20 protein-coding genes are annotated in these 19,192 nt (G+C 41.3%); 10 read left to right on the forward strand and 10 right to left on the reverse strand.

The annotated features are described in order from the left end of the window. Positions 1-37 precede the first annotated feature (37 nt). From mmuM to SAR02S_RS10840, 3 genes are read right to left on the reverse strand one after another with little or no spacing between them, the layout of a single operon-like run. Complete coding sequence (gene mmuM, locus SAR02S_RS10830; protein WP_041959661.1) at positions 38-973, reverse strand: homocysteine S-methyltransferase; 936 nt, start codon at positions 971-973, stop codon at positions 38-40. Positions 974-1,018: 45 nt separating this feature from the next. After that, positions 1,019-2,311 (reverse strand): nitrogenase iron-molybdenum cofactor biosynthesis protein NifN, encoded by a 1,293-nt coding sequence (nifN, locus tag SAR02S_RS10835; RefSeq protein ID WP_232294043.1) that lies wholly within the window; start codon positions 2,309-2,311, stop codon positions 1,019-1,021. Next, complete coding sequence (locus tag SAR02S_RS10840) at positions 2,296-3,615, reverse strand: nitrogenase component 1 (RefSeq protein WP_232294044.1); 1,320 nt, start codon at positions 3,613-3,615, stop codon at positions 2,296-2,298. The genes nifN and SAR02S_RS10840 overlap by 16 nt, the downstream gene beginning before the upstream one ends. 231 nt (positions 3,616-3,846) lie before the next feature. On the opposite strand from SAR02S_RS10840, the gene SAR02S_RS10845 reads away from it, so the two are divergent. From SAR02S_RS10845 to SAR02S_RS10855, 3 genes are read left to right on the forward strand one after another with little or no spacing between them, the layout of a single operon-like run. Further along, positions 3,847-4,224, forward strand: a complete 378-nt coding sequence (locus SAR02S_RS10845; RefSeq protein WP_041959665.1) for a 4Fe-4S dicluster domain-containing protein — start codon at positions 3,847-3,849, stop codon at positions 4,222-4,224. 4 nt (positions 4,225-4,228) lie between these two features. After that, a complete protein-coding gene (locus SAR02S_RS10850; protein ID WP_041959970.1) occupies positions 4,229-4,612 on the forward strand; it encodes a NifB/NifX family molybdenum-iron cluster-binding protein in 384 nt (127 codons plus the stop codon). Continuing rightward, complete coding sequence (locus SAR02S_RS10855; protein WP_041959667.1) at positions 4,584-5,816, forward strand: FprA family A-type flavoprotein; 1,233 nt, start codon at positions 4,584-4,586, stop codon at positions 5,814-5,816. The genes SAR02S_RS10850 and SAR02S_RS10855 overlap by 29 nt, the downstream gene beginning before the upstream one ends. Here SAR02S_RS10855 and SAR02S_RS10860 read toward each other — a convergent pair. The 4 genes from SAR02S_RS10860 to SAR02S_RS10875 all read right to left on the reverse strand — a co-directional run bounded on the left by SAR02S_RS10860 (position 5,781) and on the right by SAR02S_RS10875 (position 9,947). Next, positions 5,781-6,200 carry a response regulator gene (locus SAR02S_RS10860; protein WP_052433615.1) on the reverse strand — a complete coding sequence of 140 codons (420 nt, stop codon included), beginning with the start codon at positions 6,198-6,200 and terminating at the stop codon, positions 5,781-5,783. The two genes, SAR02S_RS10855 and SAR02S_RS10860, sit on opposite strands and share 36 nt — an antisense overlap. Continuing rightward, entirely contained in the window at positions 6,200-7,414 is a 1,215-nt protein-coding gene (locus tag SAR02S_RS10865) for a PAS domain-containing sensor histidine kinase (RefSeq protein WP_041959669.1), read from the reverse strand. Before SAR02S_RS10865 ends, SAR02S_RS10860 begins: the two co-directional genes overlap by 1 nt. Next, positions 7,402-9,183 (reverse strand): EAL domain-containing response regulator, encoded by a 1,782-nt coding sequence (locus SAR02S_RS10870; RefSeq protein WP_041959672.1) that lies wholly within the window; start codon positions 9,181-9,183, stop codon positions 7,402-7,404. Before SAR02S_RS10870 ends, SAR02S_RS10865 begins: the two co-directional genes overlap by 13 nt. Before the next feature lie 95 nt (positions 9,184-9,278). Further along, positions 9,279-9,947, reverse strand: coding sequence for a response regulator transcription factor (locus SAR02S_RS10875; protein WP_041959972.1), 669 nt, complete (start codon positions 9,945-9,947; stop codon positions 9,279-9,281). Positions 9,948-10,065: 118 nt separating this feature from the next. On the opposite strand from SAR02S_RS10875, the gene SAR02S_RS10880 reads away from it, so the two are divergent. The 7 genes from SAR02S_RS10880 to SAR02S_RS10910 all read left to right on the forward strand — a co-directional run bounded on the left by SAR02S_RS10880 (position 10,066) and on the right by SAR02S_RS10910 (position 17,036). Continuing rightward, positions 10,066-11,157: an HD domain-containing phosphohydrolase gene (locus SAR02S_RS10880; protein WP_041959675.1), complete on the forward strand. Its 1,092-nt coding sequence runs from the start codon at positions 10,066-10,068 to the stop codon at positions 11,155-11,157. Between the two features lie 77 nt (positions 11,158-11,234). Further along, the gene (nifB, locus tag SAR02S_RS10885) at positions 11,235-12,662 is read left to right on the forward strand and encodes a nitrogenase cofactor biosynthesis protein NifB (RefSeq protein ID WP_041959676.1); all 1,428 of its coding nucleotides are present in this window, start codon (positions 11,235-11,237) and stop codon (positions 12,660-12,662) included. An 18-nt stretch (positions 12,663-12,680) separates the two neighbouring features. After that, positions 12,681-13,793: a homocitrate synthase gene (gene nifV, locus SAR02S_RS10890; RefSeq protein ID WP_041959678.1), complete on the forward strand. Its 1,113-nt coding sequence runs from the start codon at positions 12,681-12,683 to the stop codon at positions 13,791-13,793. Between the two features lie 4 nt (positions 13,794-13,797). Beyond that, positions 13,798-14,055, forward strand: a complete 258-nt coding sequence (locus SAR02S_RS10895; protein ID WP_025344355.1) for a hypothetical protein — start codon at positions 13,798-13,800, stop codon at positions 14,053-14,055. Then, complete coding sequence (locus SAR02S_RS10900; RefSeq protein ID WP_041959682.1) at positions 14,048-15,043, forward strand: leucine-rich repeat domain-containing protein; 996 nt, start codon at positions 14,048-14,050, stop codon at positions 15,041-15,043. The genes SAR02S_RS10895 and SAR02S_RS10900 overlap by 8 nt, the downstream gene beginning before the upstream one ends. A 35-nt stretch (positions 15,044-15,078) precedes the next feature. Further along, complete coding sequence (locus SAR02S_RS10905) at positions 15,079-15,741, forward strand: uracil-DNA glycosylase (RefSeq protein WP_041959684.1); 663 nt, start codon at positions 15,079-15,081, stop codon at positions 15,739-15,741. After that, positions 15,738-17,036, forward strand: coding sequence for a hypothetical protein (locus SAR02S_RS10910; protein WP_041959686.1), 1,299 nt, complete (start codon positions 15,738-15,740; stop codon positions 17,034-17,036). The genes SAR02S_RS10905 and SAR02S_RS10910 overlap by 4 nt, the downstream gene beginning before the upstream one ends. A gap of 77 nt (positions 17,037-17,113) precedes the next feature. On the opposite strand, the gene SAR02S_RS10915 is transcribed toward SAR02S_RS10910, so the two are convergent. From SAR02S_RS10915 to ntrB, 3 genes are all read right to left on the reverse strand, one after another. Then, entirely contained in the window at positions 17,114-17,488 is a 375-nt protein-coding gene (locus tag SAR02S_RS10915; protein WP_041959689.1) for a YbgC/FadM family acyl-CoA thioesterase, read from the reverse strand. Between the two features lie 67 nt (positions 17,489-17,555). Further along, positions 17,556-18,371, reverse strand: coding sequence for an ABC transporter ATP-binding protein (locus tag SAR02S_RS10920; RefSeq protein ID WP_232294045.1), 816 nt, complete (start codon positions 18,369-18,371; stop codon positions 17,556-17,558). Positions 18,372-18,383: 12 nt separating this feature from the next. Then, a complete protein-coding gene (gene ntrB / locus SAR02S_RS10925; protein ID WP_041959690.1) occupies positions 18,384-19,184 on the reverse strand; it encodes a nitrate ABC transporter permease in 801 nt (266 codons plus the stop codon). Positions 19,185-19,192: the final 8 nt, after the last annotated feature.

The following is a 19,192-nucleotide window of genomic DNA, read 5'->3' on the forward strand; positions in this document are numbered from 1 at the left end:
GAGAACACTCTTCTCACAGCCTATGTGTTAAGAAGTATTAGGCTCTCACCCATTTTGCAATTTGCGCTATATCTTCGGGTGTTGTTTGGCAACATCCTCCGATGACCTGTGCACCCTTCTCATACCATGTGTGTGCCATCTTGCCATACGATGAACTTTTAGAAAGACCATCCCATGTTTTAGTGAGCGCATTGTAGGTCGATCCATCATTGGGGTAAACGATGATGGGTTTTGTTGTGACCGCTTTGATCTCGCCGATGAGCGATTCGATGTATTGAGGCGTGGTGCAGTTAATGCCAATGGCAACGATCTGTTTTTGATTTTCAAGGAACTGCGCACATTCACGCACACTTTCCCCACTGTTGATATGCGTTCCATCTTTCGCACTAAAACTCACCCACGCATACATATTGGGGAACGCTTCTAGTAGTTTACACAACGCTTGCGCCTCAATTAAACATGGAATCGTCTCACATGCCAAAAGATCAGGCTTCGCTTCAATAAGTGTGGCAAGTCGTTTGCGATGAAAGTTCATCAGTTCCTCTTGACTCAGCCCATAATTGCCCCTGAACTCTGAGCCATCGGCTAAGTAAGCACCATAAGGTCCAACCGAAGCTGCCACTAAAGGCTTTTCTCTTTTGTCATGGTTTTTGGTTTCGCTCCAAAACGTATCGCGTACTTTTTGAGCGATTTTGACCGAAGACTGGATAAGTGCTTTGGCTTCAGCTTCACTCATTCCTCGCTTCATAAATCCTTCATAGCTCGCTTGGTAACTTGCTGTTGTTACACAGTCTGAACCCGCTTCAAGGTAATCTTTGTGAACTTCGCCAATGGCTTCTGGCTTTTCCATGAGAAACTTAGCTGACCAGAGTGAGTCGTTGATGTCATAACCTTTACGCTCCAACTCCGTGCCAAACGCTCCATCAATAATGAGCACTTTTTGCTTTGTAAGTATTGCCTCAATGGGATTCATTTTTTATCCTTACGCTTTTGGTGAGGTAATACTAGCATCACTCTTTTAATGATGTCCTAAAAGATTATTGACTTCGCATAAAAAAGCACAACTGCCTTCATACAAAATATTATGGCGAAGTCCAATGCCGACCTGCTCATAATTAGGAAATCCACGAATGAGAAGCGCTTTATGATGCTTATGTGCTAAACGCTCTCCGTGGTAGTTTGTAATGAGCATATCCATCTGTGGAAGTGCTTTTTCAACCTCTTCAAAATCACCAATGGCAACTTTACATGTAAAGGCTTCTTGCACCTCACTGCGCTGGGAAATATACGCCTCACACGTGCTTCCTGCTTCTCTCAGCGCTTTGGAAATCGCATACGCACTATCAGGTTCATCAGCGATCAAAATCTTAGCTTTTCCAAGGGTAAAGTGGGTATCTAAAAGTACATCTTGCAAACGTGCTCGCCAGCGTTTAACACTATTTGGGACACTCTTTTCGTCCATGTAGGCTAAAATTTTGGCGTAAAAATCATCGCTGGCTTCTAAACCTATCAGGCTATCAAAATGAAGATGCATGCTTTGAGGGAACTTTTCACTGAAAATCTCACCGCACTTTTTAATCGAACGACCTACCGTGATGACCGCACCAGAATTACCTAGCTTTTCAATATCTAAAACGCTAATCCCACCACTACTGAGTGCGCCTTGCTTAACACCCAAATGTCCATCAAGCGAATCACTAAGGTCTGGAAGTGCAAAGACCACCAAGTCCAAAAGCTCTAAGGCTTCTTTGAGTTTTTCGACTTCAATCGGGCTTAGATTGACATTGGGGATGAGGAGTACTTTGTCTTTTTTAACCTGCGTGGTTGGCTCTATGAGTTGCGTGATGATGTTTTGAACACTCAAACTCCATCCACTCTCCAGCCCTCCTTCAAAGTCAGGCGTATGCACGTACACCATCTTTTGCTTCTCTTTTAAAAGCAGCGTCGCTCCCTTGATGTCATCGCCTTTGGTCTCGGTCATCCCCGTCGTAAAAAGCCCCACCAAATCAGGCGTTACTTTTTTTGTAATGTTTTCAACCGCTTCGGAGATGCCCTTGTCTCCTCCATCAATAACAGCGGTAATATCATTCACCGCGGTGGTTTGAATGGCGATAGGATCGTTAAAGTGTCGTGTAAAAAGCACCTTGGTAAACGAAGCACACCCTTGCGCACCATGCATCAAAGGCATACAGTTTTTAATGCCCAAAAATGCCAGTGTCGCACCCATCGGCTGAGAGAGCTTAAGAGGGTTTACATGTAAAGGTTTTAGGCTCGTTGTTTTGAGCTCTTTTAAGTTCATACTAGCTCCCATGGTGCAGCCTTTCCAACCAGTTTAAAGACAGGATTTGCAAGAGCCGAACAGACGTCGCTCGCCAAATTTTCAAGCCCACCGTACGCGCCATAACTTACTTTTTTCTCTTGATTGACATCGACAAAGGCGATGCGCTTTTTAATCGCCGTGTAAAGACTACGCCCACCCGCAAGCAAAATGTCCACTTTATACTCGTCAATGAGACGAGGTTGTTCAACCCCTGGGTTTTTAAAGACAATGGGCACATATTCACTCGCAATGGCGACATCTTCTTCCGTAGCTTTTTGAACACAGGTTGCCACCACTTCGATACCGATGTCTTGAAGCGCTGAGGCGATCGACCACGATTTGTTGCCACCCGTATTCAGAATGGCTTTTTTGCCTTTGAGCATCAGATGGTACGGCTTCAAACGCGTCTCCAATTTCGCCTCTTCTTCGGCGATAATCTCTTCCGCTTTAGCGATCAATTCCGCATCGCCAAACGCGTTGACGATGGAGCGAATCGCATTGGACGTATCACGTTTACCGTAAAAGGAGACGCTGACATAAGGGATGTTGTAGCGCTCCTGCATTTTACGACACAAGGTGACTAAAGACTTCGCACAGACAATGACATTGAGCTTCGCGGTATGCGCTGTTTGTATCTGTTCAATTCTGCCATCACCCGAGAGCGAGGAGATGACTTTGATGCCAATGCGTTCAAGTATAGGCTTATACTGCCACATGTCACCCGTTACGTTATAATCACCGATCAAGTTAATGCCAAAGGGATGAATAGATTCAGGCTCACGTGTACCCACAAGCGCATCTAAAACCGCTTCACCAGCAAGACGCGATCCTAGATTTTTACTTCCCACGAAACCAGGTGCATGCACAGGCACGATAGGAATGTTAAACTGATCTTGTGCGGTTTTACATGTAAAGTCGATATTGTCACCAATCATCGCTGTGACACAAGTTTCATAGACAAAAATTGCCTTAGGATTTTTGTGCTCCACGATGTAAGAGAGAGCATCCGCAAGCTTCTTGTCACCCCCAAAGATGATGTCTTGCGTGGTGACATTGGTGCAATAACCTAGTGGCGTGTTGTTTTCACCTTCATAGCTTGTAAGCGTAGCTCTGGTTTCCCACGAAGCGCCAAGACAAGTGTCTGGACCATGCACCAAATGCACAGCGTCAGCATAAGGAAAAAGTGATATTTGCGCTCCCTCAAACGCACACCCTCCGCTCGTCGCTCCAGGTTTCGGTTTATCACAGCTACTTTTTTTGGTTTTGTTATGAGAACAAGCACTCTCGTTTAACAAATCCTTGATCAGTTTTCTATTTACCATAGTGATGGAGTTGCACAATTCATTCCATTTAAAAGAGTATTTGTAAAAATCTTCAAATGGAACACCTCTTGCAAATACTGTAGCGTGTACCTTTAAAAACCCTTACTCAACACCCACGGTGCGATAAAGCCCTTTTCGCATCGTGGGCTCTTTTTAGCAAGGCTTTTTAGAGCTACTAATCCATTCCCATCAAAAGGATCTATCATGGCAGTAAGAATTACAGACGTTTGTATCAATTGTGACAGTTGTATCGACGAGTGTCCCGCAACCGCAATCGTAAGTGCGAGTGATTCACCGATCAATGGTGACACCACGTATGTTAAACCTGAAAAATGTATCGAGTGTTCGGATGGTACGACACCAAAATGCGCAGACGCCTGTCCTACCGAGGGCGCTATCGTTTGGGATTTACCCTACACTGCTGAGTACAATGCGTACTATGTTGCAGGTCACGAAAGTGGTCTTTACAATATTCGTGAGCATAAGAAAAACGGCATTATGTTTCCTGAGGTCTCGCCTAAGCCTTACCGTGAAGCTATCTCTATTAGCGACCGCCAAGCACACGTAGCTGTAGCAGGATAACAGTATGAAAATAGCATTTGCATCGACCGACAACATTCATGTCAATGACCATTTTGGTTGGTGTAAATGCTTTTACCTCTATGAGCTTCAAGAGGACTCTTTTGTGTTCCTCAAAGCACTCGAATCCCCCAATGAAATCGCCGAAGAAGGCGATAAACTTGCCTATAAAATCGAATGCCTAGAAGATGCCAACATCTTGTGTGCTTCACACATCGGACCTCGTGCATCGCTCATGGTCAAGGGATCAGGTATTTTTGTGCTGAAGTCAGAGAAAGAAAACGAGCGTATCGACACCCTTTTAAACACCCTACTCACGTTAAAAAACAGCAATCCGCCTCTTTGGATGCAAAGGTTTCTCCATGCCGCATCACCCCATAACCATAGCTAAGGACATCTATTTTATAGGTGTATTTGACCCCGATATTCGAACCTTTGACATCGTCATGCGAACCGCCAACGGTTCGAGTTATAACGCCTATCTCATCAAAACTGATGATGGTGTCATTATCGTTGATACGGTTAAAAAAGAGTTTCAAGACGATTTCTTTCACCATGTAGAGGCACTCTGTTCGTACGATGAGATCAAATACGTCATTATCCATCACATTGAGCCTGACCATTCAGGAGCACTCCCAGAACTCATTACCAGAGCGCCACAGGCAAAAGTGCTTATCTCACCTCAAGCTACGACGATGCTCAAAGCGCTTGCAGGAAGTGTTGAGATCACTTTTGAGACTATATGGACAAACAAACAGCTCTCTCTTGGTGGCAAAACCATCACGTTTTTGACCACACCGTATCTTCACTGGCCAGAGACGATGAGTAGTTATGTGCATGAAGACAAGCTTCTGTTTAGCGGCGATGTTTTTGGCGCCCATTACTACGATAAACGGCTCTTTAACGATAAAGTGGGCGACTTCTCGTACGCGTTTCAGTATTACTACGACCACATCATGCGTCCATTTCAAAGCTATGTCAAAAGTGCGCTGAAACTGTATGAGCGTTTTGACATAGCGCTGATTGCACCACTCCATGGTCCTATTTTGCGTGAAAATCCACAGCAGTACATTGAGTCTTATCGAAAGTGGAGTCATAAGGTCGAAAAGTACAAAGCGGGTAAAAAAATTCTCTCTATCTTTTACCTCACCAGCTATAAAAATACGCAAGAGATGGCACAAGCGATCTTTGAGGGATGCGAAAGTGTCGAAGGAGTGGTCGCCAATATCTACGATCTTGCTTCCATTGAAGAGCAAAATATGATGGCAATTTTAGAAGAGAGTGATGGCTTCTTAATCGGTACGCCCACGATCAATGCCGATGCACCAAAGCCTGTGTGGGACTTGCTTTCATGCCTTATGTTTTTAGACAAACAGGGAAAGTGTGCAGGGGCGTTTGGCTCGTACGGATGGAGTGGTGAAGCGGTCGATCATATACTAGCGCGCCTCAAATCGCTAAAACTTCGCGTTCCTCCGCTCACGCCTCTTAAAATCAAACTGATTCCCAGTGTGGCAGAGCTTCAAACTTGCTATGAATTTGGGGTAGAATTTGCTGAGATTTTAAACGGTAAATTGGTCGAGATCGATCTTGCCTGATCTATCAGGAATGCAATAGTGGTAAATCTTTTTAAATAACTCATCCATGTCATAAGGCTTGATAAAATATTCATGCACATGAAGTTCTTTGGCTTGATCAATGTGACTCGTTTGACTGTGTGCAGACATGATAATGATAGGAACATTTCCGTTTTCAATGCGAATACGTTCTATCATACGAAAGCCACTCATAAAAGGCATTTGCAGGTCTGTAATAATAATATCAGGGGCATCTTTATAAAACCGATACAAACCCTCTTCGCCATTTCGTGCGGTATAAAACTCATCAAAAACGGTATCAAAAATCGAAAAAAGCGACTCCAAAACATCTTTTTCATCTTCAATCACCAAAGGACGGATCCCTTTGAGCAGACTAAAATCCATTAAACTAATCCTTGCAATACAATCTCAAATCTTGCACCTTCATCGCTATTGACAACATTGATACGACCGTGCATATGTTCTTCGACAATAATTTTACTCATATAAAGCCCTAGCCCCGTTCCGTGTTTCGCACCTTTTGTTGAGAAATAAGGCTCAAAAATATACGGCATAACAATGGCATCAATGCCGCCACCATTATCTTCAATGGTGACAATCACCGTATTATTTTCCCCTCGCTTCGCAACAACAGCGATCTGTTTTGTGTAGTCTCCACAACTCTCTAAAAGCACATCTTTGGCGTTGTTGAGGATGTTGATGACACACTGACCAAATTCATTTGGGAAACTCTCGACTTTAAGATCATCTTCGCTTTGAAAACTAAGCTCAATGCCATGAGCCGCAACAATAGGCTTAACCATTTCCACAGCGTGTGTAAGCTGCTGCTTAATGTCAAAAACTTTGACCGATTTATCGGGTTTAAAAAAGTCCCTAAAATCATCAATCGTCTTAGACATCTGCAATATCTGACGCATGGAGTCTTCTTTAAAGTCATCCATAACACGATCGTCTAGTTTTTGGAGCTTATATTTAAAGACAATATTTTGCGCTAACAAAGAGAGTACATTGAGGGGTTGACGCCATTGATGAGCGATCATACTTATCATCTCACCCATTTGCGCATGGCGAGATTGTTGGAAAAGCATCATCTCTTGCTGACGATTTTTCTCAATTTGGGCTTGCACTTGCATCTCTAAGTTGCCATTGAGTGCTTGAAGTGCGTATTGGGCTTCTTTGAGTTCGCTGAGATCAATAATCGCAGAAACGCGCATCTTTTTCCCAAAGCTTTTCATATCAGAACCCCGTACGAGCGCTGTAAAAGTTGTTCCATTTTTTCGTAAAAGCATACACTCGTACATTTCAGTATGGCTCTTGTTTGCTTGCTTATAAACCAATTCTTTTGATTCTGGAGCAATAAAATCAAACATAGACTTCTTTAAAATCTCTTGCTTATCCGTTCCTCCAAAGATTTCCAGCGCTTGTTCATTGATCTCAATAACAAGCCCTTTGTGCGAAATGACCAACCCTTCAATCGCAAAATCAATCAGCTGTTTAAACTTTTGACGTTGTTTTAAAAGCAGATAAATCCACATCATGCCCAAGAGCAAAAGTGCGCCAAGGAAAATGAATATAGTATCTAACGTTATAACTGACATTGTAGCTCCAAACACGGCTCCCCAATATAATAGCCTTGAAACTCATCCACACCAATGTCAACCAGAAGATCAAAAATCGCTTTATTATGCACGTACTCAGCAATCGTCTTTACATGTAAAGCTTTTGCAAAGGAGACAATACCTTTCACAAGCTTCAGTGTTTTTTTATCGGTATCAATACACTTAATCAAACTGCCATCAATTTTAAGATAGGCAGGGTTCATCTCCATAATGTGCGAAAAATTAGAATAACCTGTGCCAAAATCATCAATCGCAATAGGTCCGTCTTCATACTTAATATACTTTAGGAAATTTTTAATGGTATTGTAATCGGTCACCTTTTCGCTTTCAACGACTTCAAAGACAAGGTTTATGGCTCTTTTTTCTTCTTGCATAGTAACCATGCTAGCACGAATCATATCTCGGATCTCTTTGTTGAGCATATCTCTAAAACTAAAATTGATGGAAAACGTTATGGTTGGGTGCGTTACTGCCATCTCTAAAACTTTTTCGATCATTTTGTGACTTAGGCTATCGTATTGTCTCGTGCGCCGAGCAATGTCTAAAAAATAGTAAGGAGAAACATACTGCTCTTGCTCTAACTTGTCCTTGGTCTTAATGCGAATAAGGGCTTCATACTTATCAATATGACCATCTTTGTTACAAATAGGCTGAAAGAAAGGCACAACATTGTCTTTATCAAGCGTATCCGCGATGACATCTTGCCAATAAAAATCATTGGCTAAAGATTCCGTTTCATCCAGATTACTCGTATAAACCACAAAAGACTTACCCATCTGTTTCGCAAAATCAAGAGCTGTAAACGCTTTATTGAAGAGATTTTCTTGATCAAATGTAACGCCCATAGAGATGTTAACGAGGATTTTTTCATTCAGGTCTGGAATTTTAAGCTCAATCCCATTAAGCACTTCAAGCGTTTGGGTAATGTCTTCATAAATATGCTCAGGATCAAGTTGATTATCAAGTCGTAGCATTACAAATTCATTGGAAGAGATGCGAAAAACATCGTAACACAAAGAGCTTGCCACATCTTTGAGATGGTGTGCAAACTCTTTTAAGATCTGATTGCCAACTTCAATACCATAGAGCTTGTTGTAATTTTTAAAATTATCAATATTGATGAGAAACAACGATGGCACTTCTATAGGTTGGATTTGCGATAGAATATTATCTAATGTGTTTTTATTGGAAAGTTTGGTCAATGCATCCGTGTGAAGTTGTTCGTCCAAGGCGGATTGTTGCAACTCTATGGTTTGTTTTAGGGAGCTAGTATAAGCACGATGTTCTTCTTTGAGTAAAATCGTTTCAACCGTGGAAGCAAGAGAATCTAACAGTTGGTCGAGCTCAATGGGTTTTAAAATATACCCGTCCACACCCAAACGAATCGTCTCAATCAAATACTCTGCATCGTTGTGTGCTGATGTGACGATAATCGCTGTCTCTTTGCAGATTTTACGAATTTTTGAGATTAAGGCGATGCCATCCATTTTTGGCATTTTAATGTCAGTAATCACAAGATTATAGCGTTGAGTATTTGTTTCCTGAGGAAGTCCTAAATGGGGAATAGCAATTTCAGCGTCAAAAAACATATCGTAAGCACTCTGCCCGTCACTCGCAACATCAACACAATCAAAGAATTCACTTAAAATTGAGTGTGTATATTTTCGTGTAACCTCATCATCTTCAACGTATAAAACACGTACATTTTTACATTGAGATTTGAGTCTCTCCATTGCTGATGCATCCATCATTTCCCCATATTTTTGGATCTATATGTAGATTATACTCCAAAAATATGTTGTATTATCAGTTTTTTATGAGGATTATAAGAAATGTAACACTTTTATAACACTAATCGGTAACCTGTTCCATATTCTGTCATGATATAACGTGGCTTCTTTTGGTCATCCCCGAGCTTTTTACGAATATTTTGAATATGATAGTTTAAAGACTGAGGAGAGCTTAAAGAAGAGAGATGAATCGCTAAAACATTGCGATAAACGACCCTATTTTTGTTCTCTATGAGGAAAGAAAGGATTTTGTATTCAATTGCAGTGAGAGAGAGTGGTTTTTGGTTCAATAAAATGGTTTGGTTGTTATAATCAATTGCCAGATTGTTTTTCTTAAATTCAAGTTTAATCGTAGAACAACGCTTCAAAATTGCCCACATACGAACTTCCAATTCTTCAAGCATAAAAGGCTTACATAAATAGTCATCTACCCCAAAGCGAAAGGCTTGAACTTTGGCTTCTAAATTAGCGTGTGCACTTAGGACAACAATAGGAATAATGCTTTGATTATTGATCTGTTTAATCACTTCAAACCCATTGAAATCAGGAAGGCTAAGATCTAATAATAAAATATCGTAATGTTGAGCAGAAAGTTTTAAAAGACCATCAACTGCTGTTTCTGAAATATCCAGTTCAAACCCTACATTCTCTAAATACTGAGCGACTTGACCTGCCGCATCGTAGTCATCTTCTATTAAGAGGACTTTAATTTTCTTTTGCATTTTGATAACCACTCCAAACTTTTATTATTTTGTATTATACATAAAGGACATCATTTTGCCTATAACAATTTAAAACTTTGTTATAATTCTAGTACATCTTCTATACTAAGAGACAACCATGAACACAGCGGAAAAACAACTCGCTATTTTATTAGAGTTTGGTAAAGTCATCAACAAGACAAAAAGCTTAGACGGTGTATTAGAGTCTATGGCAAATTTTGCACGAGATATCTTACAAGCTGATCGTTGTTCTATTTTTATTTACGATAAACATAAGGATGAACTTTGGTCAAAAGTCGCTCATGAAGTACATCCTATCCGCATTAGCGCAAAAAAAGGGCTTGCTGGCTATGCCGCACTTTCGCAAGAGACTCAAATTGTTGTCGATGCATACAATGACTACCGCTTTAACCGTGAAGTCGATAAAGCCACAGGTTATCTGACGCAAACAATCCTTTCTGTTCCCTTACTCGACAATCAAGAAAATACTATAGGCGTTTTTCAAGCACTCAATAAAAAAAAGAGTATTTTTACCAATGTTGATGCCGAACTTTTACTGCTCATATCTAATTATGCAGCGTCAGCGATTGAAAATGCTATTTTATACGACAAACTTCGTGACACTCAAACCAAGATTATCAACAAACTTGCTTCCGCTGCGGAATTTAAAGATCAAGAAACATCTAAACACACCAAACGTGTAGGACTTTACAGCGCTCTTTTGGCTGAAAAATATGGTTTAAGCAGAGATGACATCACGAAAATTGAACTCGCCGCTCCTATGCATGATGCTGGGAAAATTGGTATCGCCGATAAACTCCTTCTCAAGCCCAATAAATTGAGCGATGAAGAATTTGATGTGATGAAAACACACGCCAAGTTAGGTCATGATCTGTTGTTTGATGAAGAGAATGAATACCTTAAAACTGCCGCTCTCATTGCACTCGAACACCATGAAAAATGGGATGGTAGTGGCTATCCTCATGGCAAAAGCGGCGAAGAGATCTCAATCTATGGAAGAATCGTTGCCATCGCTGATGTTTTTGACGCTCTGATTTCCATACGCCCGTACAAAGCCGCATGGAGTTTTAAAAAAGCACATGCGCACTTGCAAAAGAGTAGTGGAACACACTTTGACCCTGCATTAATCAATCTTTTTAACGAAAATATTGAAAAAATTCACGCTATTTATCAGGAGCTTAAAGACTGAGAATGTAGAATCCCTACTTAGTTTCCAAGGAACACTTTGTGCAAACTTTAGAGTAAAGAAATTCTAAAGGATCGCACATGAGTTGTTCTTGTACATCATCCACCAACACCCAAAATGAACTTCATGCCAGCATCTTGCAAAAGATTAACAACCACCCGTGTTACTCTCAGGATGCCCACCAACATTATGCGCGTATCCACGTAGCGGTTGCCCCTGCTTGTAACATCCAATGCAACTACTGTAACCGCAAGTACGACTGCTCCAACGAGAGTCGTCCAGGCGTTACGAGCTATAAATTAAGCCCCGAAGAAGCCGTTAAAAAGGTTTTACATGTAGGCGGACTCATCCAACAACTCAGCGTCGTAGGCATCGCGGGACCAGGCGATGGACTCGCCAACCCTAAGCAAACCTTTGAGACCTTCTCGCTTCTTAAAAAATATGCTCCTGACATCAAGCTCTGTCTTTCAACGAACGGTTTGATGATTCATAAACATATTGATGAGATTGCAAAGTACAACATTGAGCATGTTACAGTGACGCTGAACTCGGTCGATGAGAGCGGTGAAATCGGTTCAAAAATCTACCCATGGGTATTTTATGAACACAAAAAACATCGAGGCGTTGAAGGTGCGAAATTGTTGCTCGAAAAGCAACTTCTTGGCATTCAGATGCTGGTTGAAAGGGGCATCCTTGTCAAAGTCAACTCAGTCTTAATCCCAGGAATCAATGACGAACATCTTCCTTTTGTGGCACGAAAAGTCAAAGAGCTTGGTGTTTTCATTCAAAATGTTATGCCTATCATCTCTAAACCCGAATACGGTACTAAATTTGGCTTAGATGGTGTTCCAAGCGCCACACATAAACAGTTGATGAAGGCACAAGAAGCGTGCGATGTTAATGTCAAATTGATGCGTCACTGTCGCCAATGCAGGGCTGACGCGGTTGGACTTTTAGGCGAAGATCGCAGTGATGAATTTTTCAAAGAGAGCTTTGCAGACAAAAGCTTTGAAGAACTCGCACATCACTACGACCTCAATCAACGTATGAAAACGCACGAAAACATCGAGACATGGAGAAGAGCACTTCGTGCGGCCAATGGCAAGATCAGCCAAGAAGAAGCGAACAAAGACGAACTCAGCTCCAATGGCAATACAATGCTTGTAGCCGTCACAACACGTGGAAATGGACTGATTAACGACCATTTTGGCAGCGCAAAAGAGTTTCTCATCTACGAAGCAGGCGATAAGGCGATCAAATTTATTATGCACCGTAAAGTCGAAAAGTCTTACTGCATGGGTAAAGAGGGATGTGATGGAAGTTATCCGATTGATGAGATAAAAAATGCCCTCTCCGATTGTCATCTTCTCTTGACCCAAAAAATTGGCGAATGCCCACAAAAAGAGTTAGAGAGCATTCACCTTACCTGTGATGAGAGTTTTGCGGATGAGCCTATTGAGCTTTCTGTCTTAAAGGGAGTGCGCAAACACTTTTTTGCCGCTTCATAAGAAGCAAAGGAACAGACGATGATTATCAACGATACCACACTCAGAGATGGTGAACAAGCGCCGTATGTCGCGTTTAATACCGAAGAGAAGATTGCCATTGCTTCTGCACTTTACCTTGCAGGTGCGGATGAGCTTGAAGTGGGTATTCCTGCGATGGGGGCGAAAGAGCAAGCCGATATCAAAGAGATATTGGCTCTTGATCTGCCTCTTCGCATTATGAGCTGGAATCGTGCCACAATGCGTGACCTTGAAGCATCGCTCGCGTGTGGTCTAAAAGCTGTTGATCTCTCCATCCCCGTTTCTGACATTCTCATTGAAGCCAAATTTGGAGGCAATAAAGCACGTCTTTTAAAAAACCTTGAAGAAGTTTTACATGTAAGCAAATCCGAGGGTCTTTTTGCCTGCATCGGTGGTGAAGATAGTTCACGCGCCGACCTTGGATTTTTGAAAGAAGTGATGGAACTAGGTGCCAGTGTGGGAGCCAATCGCTTTCGCTACTGCGACACAGTAGGTATCATGCGCCCGCATCAAATTTATGAGCATATCTCCTACCTTTCAAGCCTCAATCTTTTAGAGATCGAAATGCACACGCATAATGACTTTGGTATGGCAACCGCGAATGCCATCAGTGGACTCGAAGCGGGAGCAACGAGTGTCAATACCACCGTCATAGGGCTTGGAGAACGCGCAGGAAACGCTAGTTTTGAGCAAGTTTTGATGAGCCTTGCCCACCTTTTTGGCGAAGAACGCATCATCAATCCAGATGCTCTTAAACATGTGGTTCAATTGGTCGAAAAAGCCTCGAACCAAAGTATCTCCGCTACCATGCCAATTGTGGGTAAAAATATCTTCTCTCACGAATCGGGTATTCACGTCAATGGTATGATCAAACACGATAAAGCCTACGAAGCATTCACCCCTCAAAGTGTAGGAATGACACGAAGTTATCCTATTGGTAAACATTCAGGGAGTTCAACGCTTCTCTTTCATTTGCGCGCCATGGGGTATGAGCCTGAAAATGAAGTCATCAATAAAATGCTTCCTCAAGTGCGAGAAATGGTCACAAATCGTAAAAAAGTGCTCAATAAAAAGGAGCTAAAAGCGCTCTATATCGCTTCAAAAGCTGGATAAACCTATGCAAGAGTACGCCTCTAAAATCATCTGTGAATGCGGACAAAAAACCATTCAAGATGCTATTGATATTTTTAAATCCACCACCCTACCCTATAAAAAAGCTAAAAAACTAGTAACCGAATGCAACCAAACCTGTTGCAGAAGACCGTTGATGGCACTGTTTAATATGGTAGAATTTGGAGAAATTGACTACGAAGAGATTGCCTTTTTGATCGATCAGAAAAACAGTAGATTTGAGCAAGGAGAGAGTGATGAGTGAGAACATACGTGATTTTGCACACTGGATTAAGTCCCAAGGCTTAGAGCATACGCTTCCTCGTGAACTCTCCACACTGGAAAACTTGACCACACTTGATCTGAGCCGTAAAAAACTGAAAAGCCTGCCGGAGAGCATCGGAGCGTTACAAAACCTCAGTGTACTAAAAATTTCTGGTAACCGCTTAAGTGAGCTTCCAAAAAGCATTTGTTCGCTTAAAAATCTTCGCAATTTACAGTGTGAGAACAATCTGTTGGAAACTCTTCCAGAAAACTTTGGAGCACTTCGCTCTTTAGTGATTTTAAATCTCAATGGCAATCAACTAAGTGCTCTTCCAAAAAGCTTTTATGATCTCACCAATCTCACCCGCCTTACTCTTGCCGTGAACCGTCTAAACCACCTTGATGTCGCTTTTAAAAACCTCAAAAAACTTTTACATGTAAGCTTAGATACCAACTATTTCGAGTGCCTTCCCGAAGTCTTTGGTTCCATGCAATCGCTCTATTTCTTAGACTTATCGTTTAACAAGTTGACCACACTACCAAAATCACTTGGTGAAATTAAAGAGCTAGAAACACTCATCTTAGAAGGGAATCTTCTTCAAAATCTTCCCAGCTTAGAAGCACACGATATGCTCGTTAAACTCAATCTTGCCTCCAACCATCTCACTTCCATCGATTTTGATCTCTCAAAGCTCGAAGATTTGCAAATACTTTCTTTGGAAAACAATCTACTAGATAGTGTTCCAAGCACACTTTGCAAGCTTAGTAACCTCACCTCTTTAGATCTCAGTGCCAATCACCTCACAACACTTCCAGAGTGCATCGGAAATTTGAGTAATCTCTATGAATTGGATGTCGAAGAAAACCTCTTAAGCACGCTTCCAAATTCCATTCAAAACCTAACACATCTTAAAAGCCTTTTTATTGCCAATAACCATGGGTTGCAAAAACCTCTCCTCCCCTCCTTGGAGTACTGCGACGTCGAATAAGGATATTTTAACTCCCGCTTGGCTACCATATAAGAATGACTCACATTGAAAAAATACGACTTTTAAAACTTTTGTACCAGTACAGAGCCATGGGATTTGAATACTTTCAAGAGTATAGACCACTCTCATTGAGCAAACAGCCTGTTCTGTCACACAATTTAGAAGAGCTTAAAATCAGTGTTGCGGGATGTCATCTCTGCGCACTAGCAAAGAGTCGTAAAAACGTCATTTTTGGTGCAGGTAATCTTAAAGCTAAGGTCATGTTCATAGGCGACAATCCCGGTGTCAGCGAAGATGAAACAGGTATGCTTTTTACAGGTAAAAGCGGCGAATTGCTTGCCAAAATGATCGAAAATGTACTCCTCATCCCTAAAGAAGAGGTCTATGTTACCACGATTTTAAAGTGTAAAACACCGGACAATCGCGTTCCAACGCCCGAAGAAGTCGCGTGTTGTAAACCGTATGTGATGCAACAGATCCAAACCATTCGACCGCAAATTATTGTTGCACTTGGATCGACCAGTTTTCATCATCTCACAGGAGAGTATGATACACCCATCGATAAAATACGTGGCACGGTTCTCAACTTTGGTGAAGCCAAATTGATCCCAACGTTCCACCCAAGTTTTTTACTGCGAAACCCTAGTGCGAAAAAAGAGGTTTTTGCAGATATGCTAAAAGTAAGGAGCATGTTATGAAATTTTGGTTGCCCCTAGCCCTGAGTTTATTTCTTTTTACGGGCTGTACAACGACAAGCCCAACCCCAGAGCCTTATAAACCAAGTACCTACAATATTTCATCTACCGCTAAAAAAGGCGCTGCCATTAATCAAAAAAGTACTGCGACGTACCCTGGGTCTGAAAAAGTAAAATCAGTTCCAACGCCAAGTACTCCAGCAACAACAGAGACGCTTCCATCGTCTGCACCTGTGATTATTGACAATACCATCAGCTCAAACACACTGACGATGGCAACACCGACACCTAGCACAACGGTTGAAAAAAGTGCCGATCTACCGCTTGAACCTAAAGTTGCCTCACCGATGCCAAAACCACTCAATGATGATAGTACGATGATTAAAATCGCTGTCTTAGTCCCTCAAAAAACCATCAAAAAATATGCAATAACTTCTGTTAACTCCGTTATTTCATATCTTTTGTATAAAAACTATTACTTTGATCTTAACGTCTTTAACTCAGGTGATGAGAGAGAAGAGTCGATTGCCAAAGCGCTTGCTGATATTCAAGCGGGTGGGTATAATTACATCATAGCACCAGTGACTGCTGATGGTGCCAATATTATTGCAAATCGTGTCACAGACACTCTTGTTTTTATCCCAACACTGCATCGCGCTAATGTACGAAATGCAGGTTCCAACATTGTCTTTGGTGGTATCGACTATGACCAACAAATCGCTCTTTTGGCAACAAAAGCCAATGAACGTGTGGGAACATTTGAAGACGGTAGTAGCCTAGGCTATCAACTCAATGGCTATGTTAAGAAAAACAATAACCGCGTCTTTTATGAAAAACGCGTTGATAGCCCCAAAGCAAACTTCAAACAGATGTTTAAAGGTAACAGCTCGCTCAATAACGCTTCTCTTTATCTAAATACTCAGCTTGTAACATCAAGCCTTATTGCATCGCAACTTCGTGCCAATGACATTCGTCCATACACCCTACTTTCAACACAAGTCAACTACAATCCATTGCTTTTAACACTGACACAGTATGAAGATCGCGACCATATGTACATCGCAAACTCCATCCAAAAAGCACCCCCAGCACTGGAAGAGATCAACACGATGTTTGGACATGACATTGTCTATGACTGGGTGAATTACTCTACGTCTATTGGAGCGGATTATTTGTGTCAACAGTTCTTTGATGGAAAGATCGCACGGACATTTAAAGAAAACATCTCTAGCAACCAAGTGATCTATAACACTTCGTTATACCAACCTGGTCGCAGTGAGTTTATTCGCGGAAATTAAATTCTGCCTCATAAGAGGCAAGCTTTAGTGCCCAAGTGGCTAACGTAGCCTTCTGAGCTTTGCTTAGAAGAGCTTTTTTAAATGAAAAAGCCTCTGAAAAAGGCTTTGGTTTCTTCATCTATTTTGCATGGCTTTCCCTCTTTAACATACGCAAGAGTGGAAGTCATCGCAAAGAGTTTTTCTTTATCTCTCCAAACTTCTTGTTTTAAAATAAGCGAAGCATTTTTAAGTTCTATCATCTCGCTTTTGACCTCTATAAGATCACCTAATTTTGCAGACTTTATAAAGTCTGCTTCAAGGTGACACACTACAAAATGACCACCATTGACAGCAGGGCTTCTACCATGCTCATAAAAAAGATCGCTTCTTGCTCTCTCACAAAACTTAAGGTAATTTGCATGGTAAACCACACCACCCGCATCGGTATCATCATAGTAAATGCGTGTTTTCATCTCGAAAGCCCCTATACTAATTATTTAGGCAATTATTATATTCAAACTTGACTATAAACTTACCCATTTATTCAACTTCTTCTTTTGAATATTTTTGGTAAAGGAATGCGAGTACGGCCTCTTTACAACGGATGTATTCGGGATTATCTTGCAAAGCCAAACGGTTGCGAGGCTTGGGTAAATTAACCTCTACGATTTCACCTATCGTTGCGGCAGGTCCATTGGTCATCATAATAATGCGATCACTGAGCAAAACAGCTTCATCCACATCATGAGTAATGATAATAACAGTATTTTCAAGACTTTGCTGAATACGCCCTAAATGCTCTTGTAAATTAGCTCTGGTGAGTGAATCAAGAGCGCCAAAAGGTTCATCCATCAGCAATACCTTCGGTCTAATCGAAAGCGCCCTAGCGATACCAACACGCTGTTTCATACCCCCGCTAATTTCTCCGGGATATTTTTGCGCCGCATGGGTCAGATTGACATACTCTAAAAAGGTATTGACACGCTCTTCTCGCTCTTTTTTAGTCAAATCAGGCATTACTTTTTTAACCGCCATTTCAACATTTTGAAACACTGTGAGCCACGGTAATAACGAATGGTTTTGAAAGACAACACCACGATCAGGCCCAGGTCCTGTAATCTCTTTTTTATCCAGAATCATATTACCACTGCTTTGATCTTGTAGCCCCGCAACAATATTTAAAATCGTTGATTTTCCACAACCAGAATGCCCAATGATGGCTACAACTTCGTTTTTGTAAATATCAAGATTGATCTCTTTAAGTGCAACATACTCTCCGCCATTGGGCAATTTAAAGACCTTGTTAATGCCCTCTAGTTGCAAATAAGGCTTTTTCATCTCTTCTATCGTTTCCATTATTTACTCCTTTTATGCACCGTATGTTCTATAATCAAACCGATTTGCAAGCCATCCCATCATAAGATCGAGCACAAATCCCACAATACCAACAATCAAAATACCCACAACAATGCTTGTATAGTTAAGATTGTTATACTCATCCCAAATCCAAAAACCGATACCAATACCACCTGTTAACATCTCAGCTGCCACGATAACCAACCATCCAATACCAAGAGAAAGGCGCATACCTGTAAAAATATAAGGAATTGCAACGGGTAAAATAATCTTAAAAACCTTCTCTAAAGGGTTAAAACTAAGAACCTTTGCCACATTGAGATAATCTTCATTGACACTTTTAACACCTAATGCTGTGTTAGCAATGATAGGCCAAATTGAGGTAATGAAGAGCACAAGAACAGCAGTTGCATTGATCTCTTTAAAAACCAAAAGGGCTAGTGGTAACCATGCTAAAGGCGAAACGGGTTTAAAAATTTGAATAAATGGATTAAGCATCCAATAGACATATTTACTCATACCAACCATTATTCCAACAGGTACACCGACGATAACCGCTAAAGAAAATCCTGCAAACACACGAAACAAAGAGTTTTGGAGCTGCCAAAAAATACCTTTGTCATTCTCACTGTTGATGTAAAAAGGGTCAGACAGCTTCTCAACAAAGTTCGCAAATGTTCCAGAGGGTGTTGGAAAACTTGGCACACTCTTACACAACAAACTCCACACTAACAGCAAAATGCCTAAAAAGACCAAAGGTAAAAAGAGCTTCAAAAAAAGCTCTTCTCCTTTTCGTTTTGAAAGTTTTTTCATGCTAACTC

It is taken from the genome of Sulfurospirillum arsenophilum NBRC 109478, from assembly GCF_000813345.1.
GTDB classification, from domain to species: domain Bacteria; phylum Campylobacterota; class Campylobacteria; order Campylobacterales; family Sulfurospirillaceae; genus Sulfurospirillum; species Sulfurospirillum arsenophilum.

What these genes read in the sequence shown, in the direction of transcription:
- nifB (WP_041959676.1), top strand. Translation starts at nt 11,235, where the DNA reads ATGAGTTGTTCTTGTACATCATCCACCAACACCCAAAATGAACTTCAT.
- SAR02S_RS10910 (WP_041959686.1), top strand. Translation starts at nt 15,738, where the DNA reads ATGAAATTTTGGTTGCCCCTAGCCCTGAGTTTATTTCTTTTTACGGGC.
- SAR02S_RS10850 (WP_041959970.1), top strand. Translation starts at nt 4,229, where the DNA reads ATGAAAATAGCATTTGCATCGACCGACAACATTCATGTCAATGACCAT.
- SAR02S_RS10895 (WP_025344355.1), top strand. Translation starts at nt 13,798, where the DNA reads ATGCAAGAGTACGCCTCTAAAATCATCTGTGAATGCGGACAAAAAACC.
- SAR02S_RS10860 (WP_052433615.1), bottom strand. Translation starts at nt 6,200, where the DNA reads ATGGATTTTAGTCTGCTCAAAGGGATCCGTCCTTTGGTGATTGAAGAT.
- ntrB (WP_041959690.1), bottom strand. Translation starts at nt 19,184, where the DNA reads ATGAAAAAACTTTCAAAACGAAAAGGAGAAGAGCTTTTTTTGAAGCTC.
- SAR02S_RS10870 (WP_041959672.1), bottom strand. Translation starts at nt 9,183, where the DNA reads ATGGATGCATCAGCAATGGAGAGACTCAAATCTCAATGTAAAAATGTA.
- SAR02S_RS10900 (WP_041959682.1), top strand. Translation starts at nt 14,048, where the DNA reads ATGAGTGAGAACATACGTGATTTTGCACACTGGATTAAGTCCCAAGGC.
- SAR02S_RS10865 (WP_041959669.1), bottom strand. Translation starts at nt 7,414, where the DNA reads ATGTCAGTTATAACGTTAGATACTATATTCATTTTCCTTGGCGCACTT.
- SAR02S_RS10855 (WP_041959667.1), top strand. Translation starts at nt 4,584, where the DNA reads ATGCCGCATCACCCCATAACCATAGCTAAGGACATCTATTTTATAGGT.
- SAR02S_RS10875 (WP_041959972.1), bottom strand. Translation starts at nt 9,947, where the DNA reads ATGCAAAAGAAAATTAAAGTCCTCTTAATAGAAGATGACTACGATGCG.
- SAR02S_RS10845 (WP_041959665.1), top strand. Translation starts at nt 3,847, where the DNA reads ATGGCAGTAAGAATTACAGACGTTTGTATCAATTGTGACAGTTGTATC.
- SAR02S_RS10920 (WP_232294045.1), bottom strand. Translation starts at nt 18,371, where the DNA reads ATGGAAACGATAGAAGAGATGAAAAAGCCTTATTTGCAACTAGAGGGC.
- SAR02S_RS10905 (WP_041959684.1), top strand. Translation starts at nt 15,079, where the DNA reads ATGACTCACATTGAAAAAATACGACTTTTAAAACTTTTGTACCAGTAC.
- mmuM (WP_041959661.1), bottom strand. Translation starts at nt 973, where the DNA reads ATGAATCCCATTGAGGCAATACTTACAAAGCAAAAAGTGCTCATTATT.
- SAR02S_RS10915 (WP_041959689.1), bottom strand. Translation starts at nt 17,488, where the DNA reads ATGAAAACACGCATTTACTATGATGATACCGATGCGGGTGGTGTGGTT.
- nifV (WP_041959678.1), top strand. Translation starts at nt 12,681, where the DNA reads ATGATTATCAACGATACCACACTCAGAGATGGTGAACAAGCGCCGTAT.
- SAR02S_RS10880 (WP_041959675.1), top strand. Translation starts at nt 10,066, where the DNA reads ATGAACACAGCGGAAAAACAACTCGCTATTTTATTAGAGTTTGGTAAA.
- nifN (WP_232294043.1), bottom strand. Translation starts at nt 2,311, where the DNA reads ATGGGAGCTAGTATGAACTTAAAAGAGCTCAAAACAACGAGCCTAAAA.